This is a genomic window from Candidatus Spechtbacterales bacterium (assembly GCA_040879145.1).
Lineage (GTDB): Bacteria > Patescibacteriota > Minisyncoccia > Spechtbacterales > 2-12-FULL-38-22 > JAWVZY01.
Genome location: JBBDKX010000026.1, coordinates 1 through 17,213 on the forward strand (window position 1 = coordinate 1; position 17,213 = coordinate 17,213).

Genomic DNA, 17,213 nt, shown 5'->3' on the forward strand with positions numbered 1-17,213 from the left:
TCGCTCTGGCACTTGTTTGAGCGAGACCGCCTGCCGGAGCGCATCGCAATTATTGGTGCCGCGCGGCATGAGCTTTCCGATATTGATTTCAGACGTCTGATTGAGGACGCGGTGCGAACACATGATAATACAGTAGATGAGGATACACTTCAACTGTTTCTTTCTCTCTTTTCATACGCTGCCGGATCTTTTGACGATGAGGCAACCTTTCGCGCACTCGCAAAAGCAGTTGAGGACCACGAATCCCGCTTTGCTATGTGTGCTGACAAACTTGTGTATCTGGCAGTCCCGCCCACCGAGTACGAAACGATTTTTACAAACCTTGCCGGTGTACAGCTTAATGTACCGTGTGGCGGTGAGAAAGGATGGACGCGCATTCTCATAGAAAAGCCATTTGGTAAAAATGCCACGGAGGCAAAAGCACTTGATATGCTTCTTGGGCGATTCTTTAAAGAAGAACAGATATATCGTATTGATCACTACTTCTTTAAAGAGATCGTGCAAGGAATTGAGAACTTCCGTTTCTCTAACAATTTATTTGAACATGGTTGGGGTAACGAACTAATTGACAGTATCACAATCCGTCTTAATGAATCTATCGACGTATCGAAGCGCGGCGCGTTTTACGATACTGTCGGAGCATTACGTGATGTAGGACAGAACCACTTACTTTCAATGCTCGCACTCCTTACTATGGAATATGCACCGCACGGCAATACAGAGCGTATCCGCGCTCGTCGAGCCGAAATACTCTCGACACTCGCGCCGTGGAGCGAGCGCACTCTTTCCGAAGAAACGGTGCGGGCTCAATATGATGGATACACCGCCACAGAGCAGGTTGCGCCGGATTCACAAACAGAAACATATTTTGCGCTCAAGAGTGAACTAATGCATCCTCGCTGGCGCGGTATGCCTATTTACCTTGAAGCAGGAAAAGCGCTTGCCGAGGCGCGCAAAGAGATTGTACTCACCTTAAAGCACGCTTCTCCTTGTTCATTATGTGAGGTTGGACCGCACGAACCGAACAAGATTGTATTTCGTCTTGAGCCACGTGATGAAATTGTCATTCATTTCTGGACGAAGAAACCGGGGTTTGAACACACGCTTGAAGAACGAACCCTCTCATTCTTCTTGTATGAAAAGGAGAATAAGTCCCAATATGTCGAAGAGTACGCATCGCTTTTGTACCACGCGATGCTTGGTGATCAGTCACTTTTTGTGAGTAAAGAGGAAGTTGCTGCCGAGTGGGTGTTCGTTGACCCAGTTATTACCGCGTGGCAAAAACACAAAGTACCACTTTTGCGATACGCGCCCGGTACGACACCGAGTCCTATTTTTTTAAAACAGTTGCAACATGAAATGCCAGTGTCTCGAGGCATGGTTGGCATTGTCGGCTTAGGTAAGATGGGCGGAAACATCGCACGGCAACTTGCCACCAAAGGCTGGCATCTTGTCGGTTATAACAAATTGCCGGAAACCTCTAAACAACTTGCCGATGAAGGCGTCATTACTTATGCTACTTCTCTTAAAGATCTCGCCGCCAAGCTCTCAACCCCACGAACTATATGGCTTATGGTGCCTCACCAAGCGGTAGATGCCGTGCTCGCGGAGCTCGTGCCGCATCTATCCCCGGGAGATACAATAATTGACGGTGGTAACTCATTTTTTGAAGATTCAAAGCGTCGCGCGGAAGCATTAGTAAAAAAGAGTATCCAATTTTTGGATGTTGGGGTGTCCGGCGGGCCAGAGGGTGCACTTTCGGGTGCGTGCATCATGATCGGTGGTGAACGCGAGGTGTTTGAACAACATGAGCAACTTTTCCGCGACATTGCCGCGCCGCAGGCGTATCAGTTTTTCCCTGGGTTTGGTCGCGGACACTTCATCAAGATGGTTCATAATGGCATCGAGTATGGTATGATGCAATCACTCGCCGAAGGGTTCATGCTTCTTAAAGAGCAGTATCCGGATCTTTCGCTTGAGCGCGTGGCCAATGTTTATAATCACCGAAGCGTGATTGAATCAAGACTTGTTGGATGGTTAGAGAATGCGCTCCAAGAGCACGGTAATGAACTTGAGCACGTATCCGGTTCAGTTGATCACACTGGAGAGGCCGAATGGACGGTGAAGTCAGCAGAGCACCTTAATGTAAGTTTACCGGTTATTGAAAAATCTCTTGCGTTTCGGGTTGCTTCGAAGAAACACCCGAGCTATGTAGGAAAAATTTTATCAGCTCTTCGAAATCAGTTCGGTGGGCATAGTGTTGACTCGCCAGACAGTAATAATAAAATAATATGATTGATCACCCACAAATAAAGGAATTGGAATATAACGAGATTACCGACGGTATTTTTATTGGCACTAATCAATGCTGTCAGACACATTTTGATGAGAAATTAAAGAAAGAAGGAATTACCGCAGATATCTCTTTGGAAGAGAATAGGGTGGATGCTCCATTTGGCGTTGATTTTTATGTTTGGATACCGGTACAAAATCATACTGCACCCAAAAGTGATCAGCTTGAATTTGGAGTTTCTGTGCTTGAAAAATTGGTATCTATGGGTAAAAAGATTTATGTACATTGCAAGAACGGCCACGGCCGAGCACCCACGCTTGTTGCCGCATATTTAATTAAGAAAGGCAAAAATCCAACAGATGCCGAAGATTTTATTAAATCAAAACGCCCCACGATTCATTTAGAAGATGTCCAGCGGGAAGCTTTGAATAATTTTTTAAGAAGATAATATGATTGAACTAAGTTTAGGATTTGCTATTGCATCATTTTTTGCGGGATTACTTACATTCCTTGCCCCTTGCACATTACCGCTTGTTCCCGCGTACTTGGGATTTATTAGTGGTGTTGATCAAGAGGCACTCAAAGATCCCAAAACTGCCAGAGTTGCAAGGCGTAAGATTTTCTTAAACGGCCTTGCTTTTATCTTTGGTTTTTCAATTATATTCATCCTCTTTGGTGTTCTTGCCGGATTTGCCGGAACAGCACTTGCGCCATACCGTGTATGGCTTGCGCGCGCCGGCGGCGTGTTCGTCATTATCTTCGGACTGTTTATGCTCGGTTTTTTCAAACTGCCGTTTCTTCAGACTGATAAAAGAATTTCTATTCCGAAGTGGCTCACACTCGGTAAGCCGTCTAGCTCATTCTTTATTGGCGGTACCTTTGCGCTTGGCTGGACACCTTGCGTCGGTCCTATTCTCGGTTCAATTCTCTTGCTTGCAGGGACATCGGGTACAGCTCTTCAGGGCGGCTTAATGCTCACCATGTTCTCAATTGGACTGGCAATTCCATTTCTGATTATCGCATTTACGTTCTCTAAAGCGACTCACTATATAGAAAGTATTTCAAAATATCTTAAGTGGATGTCAATTATTGGTGGGGTGTTCCTTATTCTGATCGGTTTTCTTTTGGCAACCGATAACTTTGGACTTACCATACAATATGGGTATAAACTTTTTGACTTTATAAACTACGAAGGATTGTTAGAATACTTATAATCATGGTTGCACCCAAGATCAGAGTGTTTTTAAAAAATTGTATTTTTTCTGTATAAATAAAATAAAAAAATAAACATGAGTGAAAAATATATTGGAGAAAATAAAATCTATACATCAACTCACACACCCAAAGAATTAAAGCATGAAACCCCTTTGTTTTTAGTTCACGGTTCTTGGGGCGGGTCATTTATGTGGAAGGTGTATATAGAGTATTTTGTAAATCAAGGTAGGAAGGTTGTAACTATTGATCTTCGCGGACATGGCAAGAGTGGAGGCACGGTTGAGGGCGCGACAATGGATGATTACGTGGTAGATATGCATCAGGTTATAAAAAACACAGAGCTACAAAACCCTATTTTAGTAGGCCACAGCATGGCGGGGTTATTGGTACTTATGTATGGTGCAAAGAATAATTCAAGCGCGATAGTTTCTATAGACCCAAGCCAATCTATAGAGGTTCAAAAAGAAAGTATGGATAAAGAATATAAAAGCGCATACACACCAATGGATGCGGGCATGCCAGGGGATCCCCAAAAGGTTATGCAAGCATTTCCTGATATCTCAAAAGAAATGCTTCTCAAAATGAAAGACATGCTTGGAGTGGAATCAGGAGTTGCCAGAAGCCAGAGAAAAAAGGGAGTATCTGTACCCAAAGAATTACTGGATGTCCCTATTCTTTTTGTGGCCGGAGAACTCGGAGACAGTGTGCCTTTTGGAATCGGTATAGAGAAAACAAGAGAAATGGCAAAATATTACGAAAGTGACTTGGTAGAGATTGGTGAAGCAACACACCCCGGCATATTAATGGGTGAACACGCTAAAGAAGCTGCCAAAAAAATAAACGATTGGTTAAACCAAGAAAATTTATAATATCACCAAAGGTCGATAGAGCAAGCTTGGAAATATAATTTAATAATAACTTAATAGATATATGGATTATTTAACTATTCTTACATGGGCAGGACGGATATTGTTCGGTGGGTTTTTTGTGATGATGGGAATGATGCATTTTATGAAAGCATCCATGATGGCGGATATGGCTTCAGCTAAAAATGTTCCGTTTCCAAAATTCAATGTTCTGGCGTCTGGTATATTGCTTTTAGCAGGCGGACTTTCTGTTGTTTTTAGTCAATTTATTGTTTGGGGACTTTCAGCACTTGTAGTTTTTCTGGTACCAACAGCATTTGTCATGCATAATTTTTGGGCTGAAAATTCTGAAATGAAAATGATGCAAATGAGTAACTTCATGCGCAACATGGCTTTAGCGGGTGCCGCGTTTCTTCTGCTTTCATTTTATCTCTAGAAAAATAGGACAGCTCAACCATGAAACAATAAAACCAACGATTATACCTATATGGAAAATGCCAACTTAACCTGTCCCCATTGCGGACACAAACAGGAAACAAAAATACCAGAGCAAGGTTGTCTTGCGTTTTATAAGTGCGAAAAGTGCGAAGAGGTCATATCAGTTCCTCAAAAAAGTGATAACTGTTGCGTAATTTGCGAGTACTCTGATAAAAAATGCCCAATGCCTCATTCGCAAAAAAAAGAATGACTCAGACGTGTGAGTCATTCGTTGGGGGTGTTCCATCTCCATCAACAATATTAATTACGTAATACAATAAGGGAGTCCAGACCCGTTTTTAGCAATAATTTAAGCCAAATTTTTTTCTGTATAAATAAAATAAGCCCGCGCTAAGCGCGGGCTTATTTTATTTATTTCTTCTTAGCTGGCTTCTTTGCCGGCTTTTTCTTTGCTGCCATTATTGCTGTGCCAAACCTTTTGGCTTTTGGTCTAAGGTCTGACAATGTTTTAGCACACACTCCTCGCAAGGGAAATGTTTTTCGACATTTGTTTTTATTACATCAAAAAACCAATCATCCATAGCGCGAATAAACTGCAGATGTAAGTTATGCTATTAATTTTATATAATACACACAAAAAAGCAATATAGAAATAAATATACGCAAATTCCAAATCGCTTTCAGTGTGGTATAGTATGAAGTAAGGACACAGGTTTACGCTAAAAGTTTTTTGCAGCAAATTAACAGTAATATAATTTAATACATTATGAAAAAAATTACTAAAAAGGAATACAAGAAATTTGTAGTACCAAAATTATATCAGGAACGTTTTACAAAGGAACAGCGGCAATCTGTTGATTCCGCGTTTTTCTCCGACCTTCAGGATAAAGAGCACGGTGAAGTGGGGAATTTTTTAAGTCCTACGGTTCCGGGAATAAGCGAGGACGAGTTAACAAAAAGACTTGAGGAACTAAGAGATCCGGATTCACATATTTCCAAAGGATTAAAATATCCTTTATATAAATACCCCGAAAAGCTGGATAAATTGGAAGAAATTATGAGAGAAGCGCTTGAAGAGAACAAAGAAGGTTGGTTTTAATCTTTGCTATAATAAAAACTTGCAATATTTAAATAGGCGGTTGCCCCGTACCGTAAACGGGGCTTTTTTATTTATATGTATAATGCCATCTGGCGAGGTCGGACCTTGCCACAACCATAACACAACCTTAATTTCACCCCGCACGGAGTATGTTTTGTTATGGAGTGTTGAAATTCAGATTAGAATTCAAGGGGTTAATATTGCAATTTTATGAAATTTCCGGTATTTTACAGGAAGCACATTAAAGGAGGTTCAAACATGGCTGACTATTCACCCCCGGCACCTTCGGAAGAAGAGGTTGCTGAAAAAGAAAAAATTGAGGCTATAAAGCGCGCAAAGAAGATAGACGCGATGCGCGAGATGGGTTTTTCTATAGAACAGGCAAAAGGCTTGCTTGAAATGGGAGTTGAGCCCAAAGTAAGTGTTAAGACCGAATACAGAGAGAGAATACCCGGAAATGAACATTCAAAAATGATTTTTCTTCATCCTGATGAAGAAGGATGGGTTGTCCATAAGTACGAATGATCTCTTAAAACCCCGCAAAAGTGGGGTTTTTGTTTGGTATAATAAAGACATGTTATATCAATCTTTAATTATTTTTATAGGAGTAGTTGTGGGCTTCGTTGTAGCCACGGTTATATATGGCGGTTTTAAATACAGGAACATTACAGATGAGGAGGGCAACAAACCCGGTTTTTTACGTCGCGGCATAGTTGGCAGGCGTCAGGAAAAGAAAAAGCACAATGTGCAGAAGCTGAAGGAATATATAAATGATAAAAAAGAGGTAACAAACAACGAAGTTGAAAAACTTCTCAATGTTTCCGATTCCACCGCAACAAGATATTTAAACGAACTTAAAGATGAGGGTGTAATAGAGCAAGTTGGAGATACGGGAAGGGGTACTTACTACCGGAAAATAAACGGGTCACTGCAGTGACCCGTTTATTTTTTACCCGGACTTTAGGTTTAAGCACGCCTGTATAATGAAGATATGGTTAATACAACACCATTTTTAATTTTTTTGTCAATTTTGACAGAAGTTCATTAGCAAGGTAGTATTTACGAGTGCGTAATTACAATTAAGCGTATTTGTAAAATTATGGAAGTATCCCAAACAAAAAAGGAGGCACCAATGAAAGGCAACTCTCTCTTGGCAAAGTTTTTTACAGGTGATGTCAAAAAGAAATTGCAAAACGTCCGCACAACAAGCGGATTTACTATTGAAGATGTGGTTCGCTCGGGAACAGAAAACCCCGACAGCAGCATAGGTGTTTACGCGCCTGACGAGGAGTCATACAAGGTTTTTGGCGCGCTTTTTAATCCTGTGATAGAAGAGTACCACGGGCATACAGAGGATGATTTCCATAAAAATAATTTTAACGCGGATGAGCTGGACATAAGCAATCCGGACGAAGAAGGCGCTTTCATTGTATCTACGCGAGTAAGGGTCGGCAGAAATCTTAAAGATTTTCCTTTTAACCCGGGCATCTCCAGAAAGGAGCGTCTCGAGGTAGAAAGGCGTGTTGTTGAGGCCCTTGAGTCACTTGAGGGCGACTTGTCCGGAAAGTATTACCCGCTTTCCGGTATGAAGGAAGAGGTAAGAGAACAGTTGGTTGAGGACCACTTCCTTTTCAAACAGGGAGACAGGTTTTTGGAAAGCGCGGGCGTAAACCACGACTGGCCTGAGGGCAGGGGTATTTTCCACTCCGACGACAAGAAGTTTCTTGTTTGGGTGAACGAAGAAGACCAGTTGCGTATAATTTCCATGGAACAGGGTGGCGACATTTACTCTGTTTTCAACCGTCTTGCGAGAGCTGTTTCCGCTCTTGAGAAAAAACTTGAGTTTGCGTGTTCTGAAAAACTCGGATATCTTTCCAGTTGTCCGACAAATCTGGGAACAGCAATGAGGGCAAGCGTTCACATGAGTCTGCCAAAACTAAGCCAGCGGGACGGTTTTAAGGAGATGTGCGAAGAGATGGGTCTGTCTTGTTCGCGGAATTCATGGAGAGCACTCCGAGAGCGAGGGTGGAGTATATGACATCTCCAACAAGCGCCGACTCGGCGTTACAGAAGTTGAAGCGATAGAAGTACTCCATAGCGGAGTCAAAAAATTGATGGAAATGGAAAGTTCTTTAGCCACAGAAGAGGCATAAACGGGCAGTAGTTGTTTGAGTGCCGACAAGTAGTACATGTAAAAACACCGTTTTAAACGGTGTTTTATTTTTGTTGATGGCAGGCAGTTCAAATGCTACGATTAAACAATATGGAGATATTTTTAATATCAGTGATAACAATTACAGCATCTTTTGTAGGTACAGTGACAGGGTTTGGAATTGCGACCATACTGCTTCCTGTTCTTTTGCTTTTTTACCCTTTGCCTGCAAGCCTGCTCATATCAGGAATTGTACATATATTTAACGATATATGGCACATTAGTTTGTTTAAAGAAGGTATACGCTGGAAACTTATATTTGAATTCGGCATACCGGCATTTTTAGCTTCCATAATTGGCGCAAGTCTTGTCTTTAGTATTCCCGAAAATGCAACAGAAGTAATACTGGGAATATTTTTTATGGGTTATATAGTTCTTCTGCTTTTACACTCTAACTTTAAAATAAAACACAAGGCGTGGACAGCAGTTTTGGGTGGCGCGATATCAGGTTTTATCATAGGTATTTTTGGCGTTGGGGGCGAGATAAGAGCCGCGTTTTTATCCGCCTTTAATTTACCTAAAAAAGTTTACATAGCGACAATAGGCGCGATAGCACTTGTTGGAGACATCGCCCGCGTGGGAACTTATTTTTTTGGAGGAGTGAGAATTAGCGAGTCTCTGCTTTATGGAATGATTATATTTATATTTATGTCTTATTTGGGAGCCAGAATCGCGCGACGAGTTATGGACAAGATACCGCAGACTTACTTTAGAAATATAATTTTAATATTTCTGTTTATGATTTCCATAAAACTGCTGTTGTTTTAGGTTTATTGCCCCAGGTGTTTTCCTGCCATATAAACCAGAGATGCTATTATAAAAGCAGGTATTACCCAATCTACAAAATTTAAATACGTAGAAGCATTTTGGGGAGATATAAATTTCCAGAGTACGAACTCAAAAACAAACAGGCTTGTCATGGCTGTTGCCATTGTTGCAAAAGCCCCCGGGTGGTTTTGCGAGTATTTGAAGTATAAAGCAAAAATGCCTCCGAAAATAAGTACATCTACCGCGTAGTGGAAAATTACAAAAGACACTCTCGGCAAATCTTTTGCGAGTATAAATATAGCAAGGGCGGAAAGCCACCCCGCCAGGGTAATAATAAAAATTGTTATAGTTTGTACCATAAAATTTATTTATATTTATTTTTATAATAACTCACTTTATACAAAAACTAAAATGCATGTTTGGTGAATTTTTTTGAACTTGTTTGAGTTCAGCAGTATTTTAATGTAAAATCAACAACATGATACAACAAGAAGCTCTGGAGATTTTAAAAATGGGACACAGCGCATTCCTTACGGGGCAGGCGGGAAGCGGAAAGACTCATGTGTTAAACCAATACGTGGATTTTTTGAAGGAAAAGGATGCAAGTGTCGGCATTACAGCATCTACCGGAATAGCGGCTACCCACATTAACGGGATAACTCTGCACTCATGGACGGGCATGGGTATTTTGGACGATCTTACAAAAAAAGACATAGAGCGCATATTAAGAAAAAAACACCTGAATAAGCGGCTGAAAAATACACAAGTACTTGTGATAGATGAGATATCAATGCTTTCTGCCGCGCAGCTTGATGTCGCCGACCGCATTATTAGGGCATTTAGGGATAACGACGAACCTTTTGGCGGAATGCAGGTTGTTTTTTGCGGCGACTTTTTTCAGTTGCCCCCAATATCGCGCAACAATTATACTGATGGAGTACCTTTTGCGTACAAGAGCCGGGCATGGCAGGAACTTAACCCAAAAGTCTGCTATCTTGCGGAGCAGTTTCGCCATGAAGAGGGAGACCTTATTTCCGTACTGGATGCGATAAGAACGGGTGAGGTAACGGAAGATACTTTAGAACTTTTGCGCGGGCGTTATAGGGCGCGAATAAAAGGAACGCCGGAAGTTACAAAACTTTATACTCACAACGCGAATGTAGACAATATAAATAATAAACACCTCAAGGATCTTTTAGGAGAGAGCAGAGCTTTTTATATGCAAAGCTCAGGGTCGCGCAATTTGGCGGAAATTTTGGGCCGCAATCTTTTAGCGCCGGAAGAGCTGGAGCTTAAAAAGGATGCCTTGGTGATGTTTGTAAAGAACAATTTTGAAAAAGGATACGCTAACGGAACACTAGGCCGTGTTACTGAATTTAGTGATGGTCTGCCGATTGTAGAGACTAAGCAGGGCGAACTCATAGAAGTGCTTCCTGAAAAATGGAGTATTGAAGAAGATGGAAAAACAAAAGCGCAGGTTGAACAGCTTCCTTTGCGCCTTGCCTGGGCGATAACTATACACAAAAGCCAGGGAATGACTCTGGATGCGGCTGAAATTGATCTTTCCAGGTCGTTTGAACCCGGCATGGGTTATGTCGCTCTTTCCCGCGTCCGTTCCCTTGATGGCATACGCTTGATGGGTATAAACGATGTAGCACTCAGTGTTAATACAGAGGTTTTGGAAATGGACGCGAAGTTTAAAGAGCTTTCTCAAAAAGAGATAATAGAACTGGACCGTTTGAGTGAATATGAAAAACAAAAAAAATTGGAAAGATGGGAGGGCAGTACAAAAGGAACTGCTAAAAAAGTTGATACAAAAGAAGAAACCCGCCGTCTGATATCCGCGGGTAAGACAATAAAACAGATTGCCGGTGAACGAAGCTTAACTGAAGGCACAATAATAAGTCATGTAGAAAAACTTTTAGAAACAGGGGAGGATTTGGATATTTCACACCTAAATACAATTCCAGTGGAACGCTTTGATGCAATGCGTGAAGCTTTTTCAGATAAAGACAATCCTGAAATGCATTTATCGCCTGCCCGCCAAAAGTTGGGTAATGAATACTCATACGATGAACTCCGCCTCGCCAGACTTTTTTTAATGCGGGATAAAAAATAACCCCCCGCTCTTCTTGAGATTTTTTGTATATATGGTATGGTTTGTTCATCTTGAACTGCTTTTTGAAAGGAGGTTTGAAGATGGAACACTCAAAAGAAGTATCTATACTCTGGTTGCCTGAACAAGAAAGCGTGATAGAAGAAGCATGCCAATACGCGCTTATGGGCATTGATACATACGGTGCGATGCATCCCCATTCTGTTCTTAAAGTTCTTGAAAAAGGCGGATACACTGCAACAATTACAAACACAAAGGGACAAACAGCTCCTATTGTAGGTTTGGCAATGTGGCGCTTAGCGCGAGACAAAAGGATTAAGTATGTTCAGGGTCGTACGTACGTGTTAAGAGATACCGATTTACTTGAAGATGCGAGTATTGCTGAAAAACAGTTGGTAAAAATTTTTATAAACTTCGGTTCTATAGCAACCCCCGAAAACCTAAACAGGGCAGGGTGTATAGAAGGATTAGGCGAGAGAACAATATCGGATGTTCTTGAGGATTTTAAAAAAGTATCAAGGATTAAGACTTCTTTCTTTTTCTCACCTAATCGCAGGCTGTGGACAGTACGAAATTAAAGCACTTTTTAAAAAACAGAGCTAAGCTCTGTTTTTTGTTATAATAAGCGTATGGACATAAAGAGAAGAATTTATATATCGACATCAGTTGTTCTATGAGTTTTTAAGTAAAATAATATAAAACAAAAACATGAACCGATTAGACCGTTTAGCTATACTATCATCATTTGTCGCGCTTGGGCTTCTTTTTGCCGGAGGCGCTTACTATCTTAAGCAGATTACCAATGTCCCCGATGAGGCGCGGGATAACACGCAAAATGAGATAGAGAATACTCAAGAAGAACAAACACGTCGTTTTGTAGCATCTGAGTTTGGGTTTAGTTTTGAGTATCCGGCGGAGTGGGGTGATGTCATATTTACAGAAAATGATGGCGGTCAGGGCGGAACAAAGGCGACTGTTGAATTTTCCAATATTAACTGGTTTGTAATTGGCGGCGTATCTGAGGATTTTGCCGAAGGCAGGGGAGGCACACCCACAGATACTCAGGGGTTTGTAAACGAGGACGGCACCTATTTTTTTAAATTTATATCAACCGGCAGAGTTCCAGTGAGTCCCGTAAAATCTATAAACACCAATTTAGGAGAGGTAATAATAGTTGACCACAGAAGTTTTGTGGGCACAGAGGAGCCGGTAGGGCCTGTTATGACAGTCGGAGGAGGCAATTTAGGCGCGCTTGTAAACCTGTATGGGGAAACATACAGCGGAGTTATATTTTTAAATACAAATACAACACTTTTTACAGCAGCTGATTTTGAGAATATGTTAAAAACTCTTGAAGTTAAGTAGGGTAAAAATTTAAATTTATTTAGTAAATACAATACAAAAGGCCCGGCAATACGTTGCCGGGCCTTTTGTATTAGCAGGATTTATACTAATTTATAATCCAGCATTTTTTGGTCTATATCTCCTCCTATAACCTTTATTTTTACAGAGTCGCCGATAGTGTACTTCTTTTTGGTTCTTGTACCTACCAGCGCGTAGTTTTGTTCGTCCAGCTCGTAAAAATCATCCTGCATGTCACGAGTTCGTACAAGCCCTTCGGATTTTGTAGTATTTTCCTGTATAAACATTCCCCAGTTAAATATACTAATTATTATTCCTTCAAAAACCTGCCCCTTCTTTTGAAGCATATATTCTATCTGTTTGTATTTTATAGAGTTTCGCTCCGCTTCCATCGCGTTTATTTCTTTATGCAGGAGGCTGTCAAGTATTTTTTTATACTTTGGCTCTGCTTTTTTGGGAACGGGTCGCTCTTCAAGGTATGCCTGAAGAAGTCGGTGTACTGTTAAGTCGGCGTACCTGCGTATTGGGGATGTAAAGTGAGTATAGGTATCCAGCGCGAGTCCGTAGTGCCCTTTGTTTTCTGTGGAGTAAACAGCTTTTTCCATGCCTCGCATTGCTATGGTCTCTACAAGGTACTCTTCATTTTTGCCCTTCACAGCGGCAAAAAGATTATTGAGCTCCTTGGTTGTTAAAGCTTTTGTAGGAGTTTCCAAGTCATACCCCAAAGCCCCGAGAAAGTTAAAAAGATCATCAATGTTTTTGTGTTCGGGGGCATCATGGTTTCTAAAAACGCCGAAACCGACTCCTTTTTTGATTTGTTCTTTAAAGTATTCGGCAACCTCCCTGTTTGCGAGTATCATAAACTCTTCTATAAGTTTATGTGTGTGTAGTTCCGCTTTTTTATATATGCGTATAGGTTTTCCGGATGAGTCAAGTTCAAACCGTATCTCTATCTGGTCAAATTCCAGTGCTCCGCGTTGTTTTCTTTGTTCTTGAAGTTTCTTGCTTATTGAATCAAGATAGTAAAGTTCGTTTGCGTGTTTTCCTTCATTTTTATCTATAACCTGCTGTGCTTCTTCGTATGAAAACCTCGTATCGGGATGTATTACTGTTTTTCCAAACCATCTCTCTGTCACTTTGCCGTCCGCGGTCATTTTCATAACAACAGAAAAGGCGAGCTTGTCCTCTCCGGGGTTTAAACTGCATATATCGCTGGACAACTCCTCCGGCAACATCGGAGATGTCCTGTCCACAAGATATACGGAAGTTCCTTTTTGACGCGCTTGTAGGTCCAAAGGACTGTCCTCCTTTACGTAGTGGCTTACGTCGGCTATGTGTATTCCAATTTCAAATAAATTATCATCCAGTTTTTTAACAGACAGAGCGTCGTCTAAGTCTTTGGCATCAGAAGGGTCAATTGTGAAAGTAGGTGTACTTCTTAGGTCTCTTCGGGATTCTATCTCCGCTTCCGGTATTGGTTTTGCCGCCCGTTGCAGGTCTTTTGCTTCTTTTACTACTTCTTTTGTAAAGCCCGGCTGGTAGCCGCTTTCCAGGAGTATAGACTGCATCTCTACATTGTTGTCTCCTTTTTTACCCAGTATTTGTGTTATCTCTCCCGACAGGTTCTTTTTTGCGTCACCCCAGTTTGTTATTTTCACTACAACTTTGTAGTTGTCTTTTATATCTTTTGACCGCGCGTCCGGTATAAATATATCCGACTGCATGCGTGAATCGTCCGGTATCACAAAAGCAAAGTTCTTTTTAGGGTCTTTTTTATCTATTGTGCCTATAAATTCTGTTTTTGCCCGCTTAAGTACACTAACCACTTCACCTTGGATTCTTGTGTCGTGTATGTTTTTGGGAAGCAGCGCTATTTCCACTTCGTCTCCATGGAGGGCTGTGTTTAGGAACTGAGTTTGTATCTGCACATCCTGTTCAATGCCTTCTACGGTTACATAACCAACATTGTTTGAGGCAATATGAATGGTACCGCTAAAACGTGAAGACCCCTGTCCTTTTGTGTGTTGTTTTTTATCTTGTCCTGAGCTTGCCGAAGGGCCTGCCGAAGGATCTTGTTCTGTTTTGTGTGAATTAGGTTTTTTGTAATGCTTTGCCATCTTTTCTTTTTACTATACATTGCCCGTAACGTACAGCTTCTTAGATTGCTTTTTTAAAATATTAATGGTATAGTATGCATAGCAACACATTGGTAGAAAGGGTGTGATAACTAATGTGGACCATAGACAGAATAAAGAGAGTTGCGGGGTCAGGTTTTTATCCCGCAATAACTCTTCCGAGTTATGCCAGTAAGGTTGGTGGAATGAAGTGCAAAATTCCCCGCCTTGCACGTCGTGGAGATGCGATTCTTCACAAAGCGGTTATCGATTACCGCGCGCGAGAAAAAGATAAGGGGGTGAAAAATATTCCCGGAAATCCTGACTTTGAGAGCGCCAAGACGCTCTTCAAAGTAGCTATCATCCTCGGCCTTCACGAGGTCGTAAGGATGTCCCCGGAACACAGGGAGGAGTTTTTGGAGCTTGCTTCGCAGGAAGAGCCCACGAAGCACATTATGCGCAACCTTTCAGAGCCCTTGGAAGCTCTGATTGGTGTAATTGAATACAGTGCGGGATACGATACTGCCATAGATTTTATTCACGACAATGTCATAGAGACTGTTATCAGGGACATTCAAGTGGATACAAGTTCTGCACTGCTTAACTCATTGCAGAATGAGCTCATTTTGATCCTTTAAAAGGGAGGCGCGACGCAGGTCGCGCCTTTTTCTTTGTACGGTATTTATACAACGCATCAGATAAAATTTTCTTACACGATACCCATTAACACCAACAAGGATAGTAACAACAGACTTCCTGCCGCTATGTCTTTTTTGTGTGGTATCTTTTTTAGTCTCTCCGATGAGTATATAACAAAAAAAATGAGAACGGCGGTTGCCGCGCTCACGCCCGCAAGCGCGAATATTTTTTCCAAAAAAGTAGTATCTATAAAAAGAGGAGCAAGAGCTACAATGTCATCTATTGTCATTATGAATGATATAACAAATCCCGCACCCATAAGCCGTAAAAATCTTTCAGTGGACATAGGACGTCTTAATTTGTAATCTGCCTTTTTGCTTATACGTCCTTTGAAAACATCAAAATATACAACAGCCGCAAGTAGTAATATAAGTCCGGATACAACATACCGAGTGTATAGAAGTTTATCCAGGAATGCCGAGAAAAAATACGCAATGGTTACTGCTGTTGCGACAGCCAGCACATTTCCTAAAGAAAAAGCAATTTTACCTTTTCTGCGCCGGGTTAAGTTCGCGCTTATGGGTATGCGCGTCAGGGTATCATCAAGGCTTGTTATAAATTGTATAAAAAATCCGAGTAAAAGGTATTTTATCATGGTTCGTGTATGGTCTATTTATTATATACATGATAGAAATAAAAGGAAATTTTTACATGTTTTTATGTTAGAATTTTAATAGTATGAAAAGAGTTTATAAATTTGTCCTTGTTTCCGTGTTTTGCGCGTTTTTACTTACGCCGTTTTTCACATTCGCGCAGCACATGCACGATGCTAATATTACGACCTTAAGAGCTGTGGTTCTTCGTGTTGTGGAAGAAAATACACGCGAAGTAGAAGGAACGGGGGTTATGTCAACCTACCAGATAATAGAAGCCCGCATTCTGGAGGGAGAAAGAGAGGGAGAGACAATTTCGCTGGAAGACGATTTTATAAGGCTTAAAGAAGGTGATAAGTTTTTTTTGAATATTCTTCAGCTTGATGACGGGAGCGAAATTTACTCCATAGGAGATTTTGATAGAAGGGGAGTTATGCTTTTGTTTTTTGCAATTTTTGTAGTGGCTGTTATAGCGCTCGGCAAGTGGGAAGGCGTGCGCGCTCTTATCTCTTTGGGCGGAGCTTTTCTGGTTATATTATACATTCTTGTACCCGGCATACTTGGAGGCAGGAATCCTGCAGTGGTAAGCGCTCTTGTGGCAATTGTCGTTCTTGTGTTTGTTATATATTTTACACACGGGCTCAACAGGAGATCTCACGCCGCTCTTTTAGGCGCGGTATCCTCCGTTATTTTTACTGTATTTTTAGCCTATGTCGCCGTGGATATGGGACACCTGTCCGGCTTTACGGATGAGGCGGCATCTTTTTTAAACATACAAACAAAAGGGGAGATAAACTTTAGCGGGCTTCTTTTGGGTGCCATGATAATAGGTATTTTGGGTCTTTTGGATGATATTGCAATAACACAGGCATCAGCTGTTGAGGAGCTTTATTCCGTAGCTCCGGACATCAGTGAGCGCGAGGTATTTACAAGGGCTTTGCGTGTAGGTCGGGGACATGTCAGCGCTCTTGTAAACACCTTGGCATTGGCATATACGGGTACTTCACTCGCCTTGCTTCTTTTGTTTTTCCGGGTGCCAACTTCTATAGATATGCTTATAAACAGAGAGATATTTGCTACCGAGATACTACGTATAATAGTAGGTAGCATAGGTATAATATTAACTGTTCCGATAACAACACTACTGGCAGTCTGGTTTTTGCGTAATAAAGATATAAAAAATTATGAAAAATAAAAAAATTATTTATACAATTGTGACAACAGTATTAGCGGGTGTTCTAATAGGTTTGTTTTTCACGGTTAGTAATCAAGACTTAGATGTAGAGAACAATAAGCTAAAGGTGGCGGCAACCATTTTTCCGCTATATGATATTGTGAGTAATGTAGCGGGGGACTCTGTTGATGTTGAACTTCTTTTACCCTCCGGTGCCTCCCCTCATTTTTATGAATTTACACCCAGGCAGCTGGCCGGACTTTC

At 41.3% G+C, this 17,213-nt stretch carries 19 protein-coding genes; 16 read left to right on the forward strand and 3 right to left on the reverse strand.

Annotated features, from left to right (window positions below; genetic code table 11):
* The 10 genes from gnd to WDZ40_03040 form a co-directional block, all read left to right on the forward strand.
* Positions 1-2,295: decarboxylating 6-phosphogluconate dehydrogenase (gene gnd / locus WDZ40_02995; GenBank protein ID MEX0877800.1), on the forward strand; the 2,295-nt coding region annotated here is incomplete at its 5' end.
* Positions 2,292-2,741 carry a dual specificity protein phosphatase family protein gene (locus WDZ40_03000; GenBank protein ID MEX0877801.1) on the forward strand — a complete coding sequence of 150 codons (450 nt, stop codon included), beginning with the start codon at positions 2,292-2,294 and terminating at the stop codon, positions 2,739-2,741. The genes gnd and WDZ40_03000, both read left to right, overlap by 4 nt.
* Before the next feature lies 1 nt (position 2,742).
* Entirely contained in the window at positions 2,743-3,507 is a 765-nt protein-coding gene (locus tag WDZ40_03005) for a cytochrome c biogenesis protein CcdA (protein ID MEX0877802.1), read from the forward strand.
* Between the two features lie 75 nt (positions 3,508-3,582).
* Complete coding sequence (locus WDZ40_03010) at positions 3,583-4,377, forward strand: alpha/beta hydrolase (protein MEX0877803.1); 795 nt, start codon at positions 3,583-3,585, stop codon at positions 4,375-4,377.
* A 61-nt stretch (positions 4,378-4,438) separates the two neighbouring features.
* A complete protein-coding gene (locus tag WDZ40_03015) occupies positions 4,439-4,810 on the forward strand; it encodes a DoxX family protein (GenBank protein MEX0877804.1) in 372 nt (123 codons plus the stop codon).
* 768 nt (positions 4,811-5,578) lie between these two features.
* Positions 5,579-5,911, forward strand: a complete 333-nt coding sequence (locus WDZ40_03020) for a hypothetical protein (protein ID MEX0877805.1) — start codon at positions 5,579-5,581, stop codon at positions 5,909-5,911.
* A 210-nt stretch (positions 5,912-6,121) separates the two neighbouring features.
* Positions 6,122-6,436, forward strand: coding sequence for a hypothetical protein (locus tag WDZ40_03025; GenBank protein MEX0877806.1), 315 nt, complete (start codon positions 6,122-6,124; stop codon positions 6,434-6,436).
* 49 nt (positions 6,437-6,485) lie between these two features.
* Positions 6,486-6,848, forward strand: a complete 363-nt coding sequence (locus tag WDZ40_03030) for a DeoR family transcriptional regulator (GenBank protein MEX0877807.1) — start codon at positions 6,486-6,488, stop codon at positions 6,846-6,848.
* 162 nt (positions 6,849-7,010) lie between these two features.
* Complete coding sequence (locus WDZ40_03035; protein ID MEX0877808.1) at positions 7,011-7,949, forward strand: phosphagen kinase; 939 nt, start codon at positions 7,011-7,013, stop codon at positions 7,947-7,949.
* A 225-nt stretch (positions 7,950-8,174) separates the two neighbouring features.
* Positions 8,175-8,891 carry a sulfite exporter TauE/SafE family protein gene (locus WDZ40_03040; protein ID MEX0877809.1) on the forward strand — a complete coding sequence of 239 codons (717 nt, stop codon included), beginning with the start codon at positions 8,175-8,177 and terminating at the stop codon, positions 8,889-8,891.
* A 2-nt stretch (positions 8,892-8,893) separates the two neighbouring features.
* On the opposite strand, the gene WDZ40_03045 is transcribed toward WDZ40_03040, so the two are convergent.
* The gene (locus WDZ40_03045) at positions 8,894-9,250 is read right to left on the reverse strand and encodes a hypothetical protein (protein MEX0877810.1); all 357 of its coding nucleotides are present in this window, start codon (positions 9,248-9,250) and stop codon (positions 8,894-8,896) included.
* 119 nt (positions 9,251-9,369) lie between these two features.
* On the opposite strand from WDZ40_03045, the gene WDZ40_03050 reads away from it, so the two are divergent.
* The 3 genes from WDZ40_03050 (at position 9,370) to WDZ40_03060 (ending at position 12,372) form a co-directional block, all read left to right on the forward strand.
* A complete protein-coding gene (locus tag WDZ40_03050; protein ID MEX0877811.1) occupies positions 9,370-11,010 on the forward strand; it encodes a helix-turn-helix domain-containing protein in 1,641 nt (546 codons plus the stop codon).
* A gap of 80 nt (positions 11,011-11,090) precedes the next feature.
* Positions 11,091-11,585, forward strand: a complete 495-nt coding sequence (locus tag WDZ40_03055) for a hypothetical protein (GenBank protein MEX0877812.1) — start codon at positions 11,091-11,093, stop codon at positions 11,583-11,585.
* A gap of 130 nt (positions 11,586-11,715) precedes the next feature.
* On the forward strand, positions 11,716-12,372 hold the full coding sequence (locus WDZ40_03060; GenBank protein MEX0877813.1) for a hypothetical protein: 657 nt from the start codon (positions 11,716-11,718) through the stop codon (positions 12,370-12,372).
* Between the two features lie 80 nt (positions 12,373-12,452).
* Here WDZ40_03060 and rnr read toward each other — a convergent pair whose 3' ends face one another.
* Entirely contained in the window at positions 12,453-14,486 is a 2,034-nt protein-coding gene (gene rnr, locus WDZ40_03065) for a ribonuclease R (protein ID MEX0877814.1), read from the reverse strand.
* Positions 14,487-14,599: 113 nt separating this feature from the next.
* Between rnr and WDZ40_03070 the strand changes: the two genes are divergently transcribed.
* Positions 14,600-15,121 carry a hypothetical protein gene (locus tag WDZ40_03070; GenBank protein ID MEX0877815.1) on the forward strand — a complete coding sequence of 174 codons (522 nt, stop codon included), beginning with the start codon at positions 14,600-14,602 and terminating at the stop codon, positions 15,119-15,121.
* A 71-nt stretch (positions 15,122-15,192) separates the two neighbouring features.
* Here the strand turns inward: WDZ40_03070 and WDZ40_03075 are convergent, their stop codons facing one another.
* A complete protein-coding gene (locus WDZ40_03075; GenBank protein MEX0877816.1) occupies positions 15,193-15,777 on the reverse strand; it encodes a hypothetical protein in 585 nt (194 codons plus the stop codon).
* 83 nt (positions 15,778-15,860) lie between these two features.
* Here WDZ40_03075 and WDZ40_03080 point away from each other — a divergent pair, with 83 nt between their 5' ends.
* Together WDZ40_03080 and WDZ40_03085 are read left to right on the forward strand one after the other, a co-directional pair.
* Positions 15,861-16,970, forward strand: coding sequence for a YibE/F family protein (locus WDZ40_03080; GenBank protein MEX0877817.1), 1,110 nt, complete (start codon positions 15,861-15,863; stop codon positions 16,968-16,970).
* A partial coding sequence (locus WDZ40_03085; protein MEX0877818.1) for a zinc ABC transporter substrate-binding protein occupies positions 16,960-17,213 on the forward strand: 254 nt, incomplete at its 3' end. The genes WDZ40_03080 and WDZ40_03085, both read left to right, overlap by 11 nt.

Excerpts from the sequence above, each read along its gene's own strand:
- WDZ40_03000 (MEX0877801.1), top strand. The coding sequence starts at position 2,292 with ATGATTGATCACCCACAAATAAAGGAATTGGAATATAACGAGATTACC.
- WDZ40_03005 (MEX0877802.1), top strand. The coding sequence starts at position 2,743 with ATGATTGAACTAAGTTTAGGATTTGCTATTGCATCATTTTTTGCGGGA.
- WDZ40_03010 (MEX0877803.1), top strand. The coding sequence starts at position 3,583 with ATGAGTGAAAAATATATTGGAGAAAATAAAATCTATACATCAACTCAC.
- WDZ40_03015 (MEX0877804.1), top strand. The coding sequence starts at position 4,439 with ATGGATTATTTAACTATTCTTACATGGGCAGGACGGATATTGTTCGGT.
- WDZ40_03020 (MEX0877805.1), top strand. The coding sequence starts at position 5,579 with ATGAAAAAAATTACTAAAAAGGAATACAAGAAATTTGTAGTACCAAAA.
- WDZ40_03025 (MEX0877806.1), top strand. The coding sequence starts at position 6,122 with ATGAAATTTCCGGTATTTTACAGGAAGCACATTAAAGGAGGTTCAAAC.
- WDZ40_03030 (MEX0877807.1), top strand. The coding sequence starts at position 6,486 with ATGTTATATCAATCTTTAATTATTTTTATAGGAGTAGTTGTGGGCTTC.
- WDZ40_03035 (MEX0877808.1), top strand. The coding sequence starts at position 7,011 with ATGGAAGTATCCCAAACAAAAAAGGAGGCACCAATGAAAGGCAACTCT.
- WDZ40_03040 (MEX0877809.1), top strand. The coding sequence starts at position 8,175 with ATGGAGATATTTTTAATATCAGTGATAACAATTACAGCATCTTTTGTA.
- WDZ40_03045 (MEX0877810.1), bottom strand. The coding sequence starts at position 9,250 with ATGGTACAAACTATAACAATTTTTATTATTACCCTGGCGGGGTGGCTT.
- WDZ40_03050 (MEX0877811.1), top strand. The coding sequence starts at position 9,370 with ATGATACAACAAGAAGCTCTGGAGATTTTAAAAATGGGACACAGCGCA.
- WDZ40_03055 (MEX0877812.1), top strand. The coding sequence starts at position 11,091 with ATGGAACACTCAAAAGAAGTATCTATACTCTGGTTGCCTGAACAAGAA.
- WDZ40_03060 (MEX0877813.1), top strand. The coding sequence starts at position 11,716 with ATGAACCGATTAGACCGTTTAGCTATACTATCATCATTTGTCGCGCTT.
- rnr (MEX0877814.1), bottom strand. The coding sequence starts at position 14,486 with ATGGCAAAGCATTACAAAAAACCTAATTCACACAAAACAGAACAAGAT.
- WDZ40_03070 (MEX0877815.1), top strand. The coding sequence starts at position 14,600 with ATGTGGACCATAGACAGAATAAAGAGAGTTGCGGGGTCAGGTTTTTAT.
- WDZ40_03075 (MEX0877816.1), bottom strand. The coding sequence starts at position 15,777 with ATGATAAAATACCTTTTACTCGGATTTTTTATACAATTTATAACAAGC.
- WDZ40_03080 (MEX0877817.1), top strand. The coding sequence starts at position 15,861 with ATGAAAAGAGTTTATAAATTTGTCCTTGTTTCCGTGTTTTGCGCGTTT.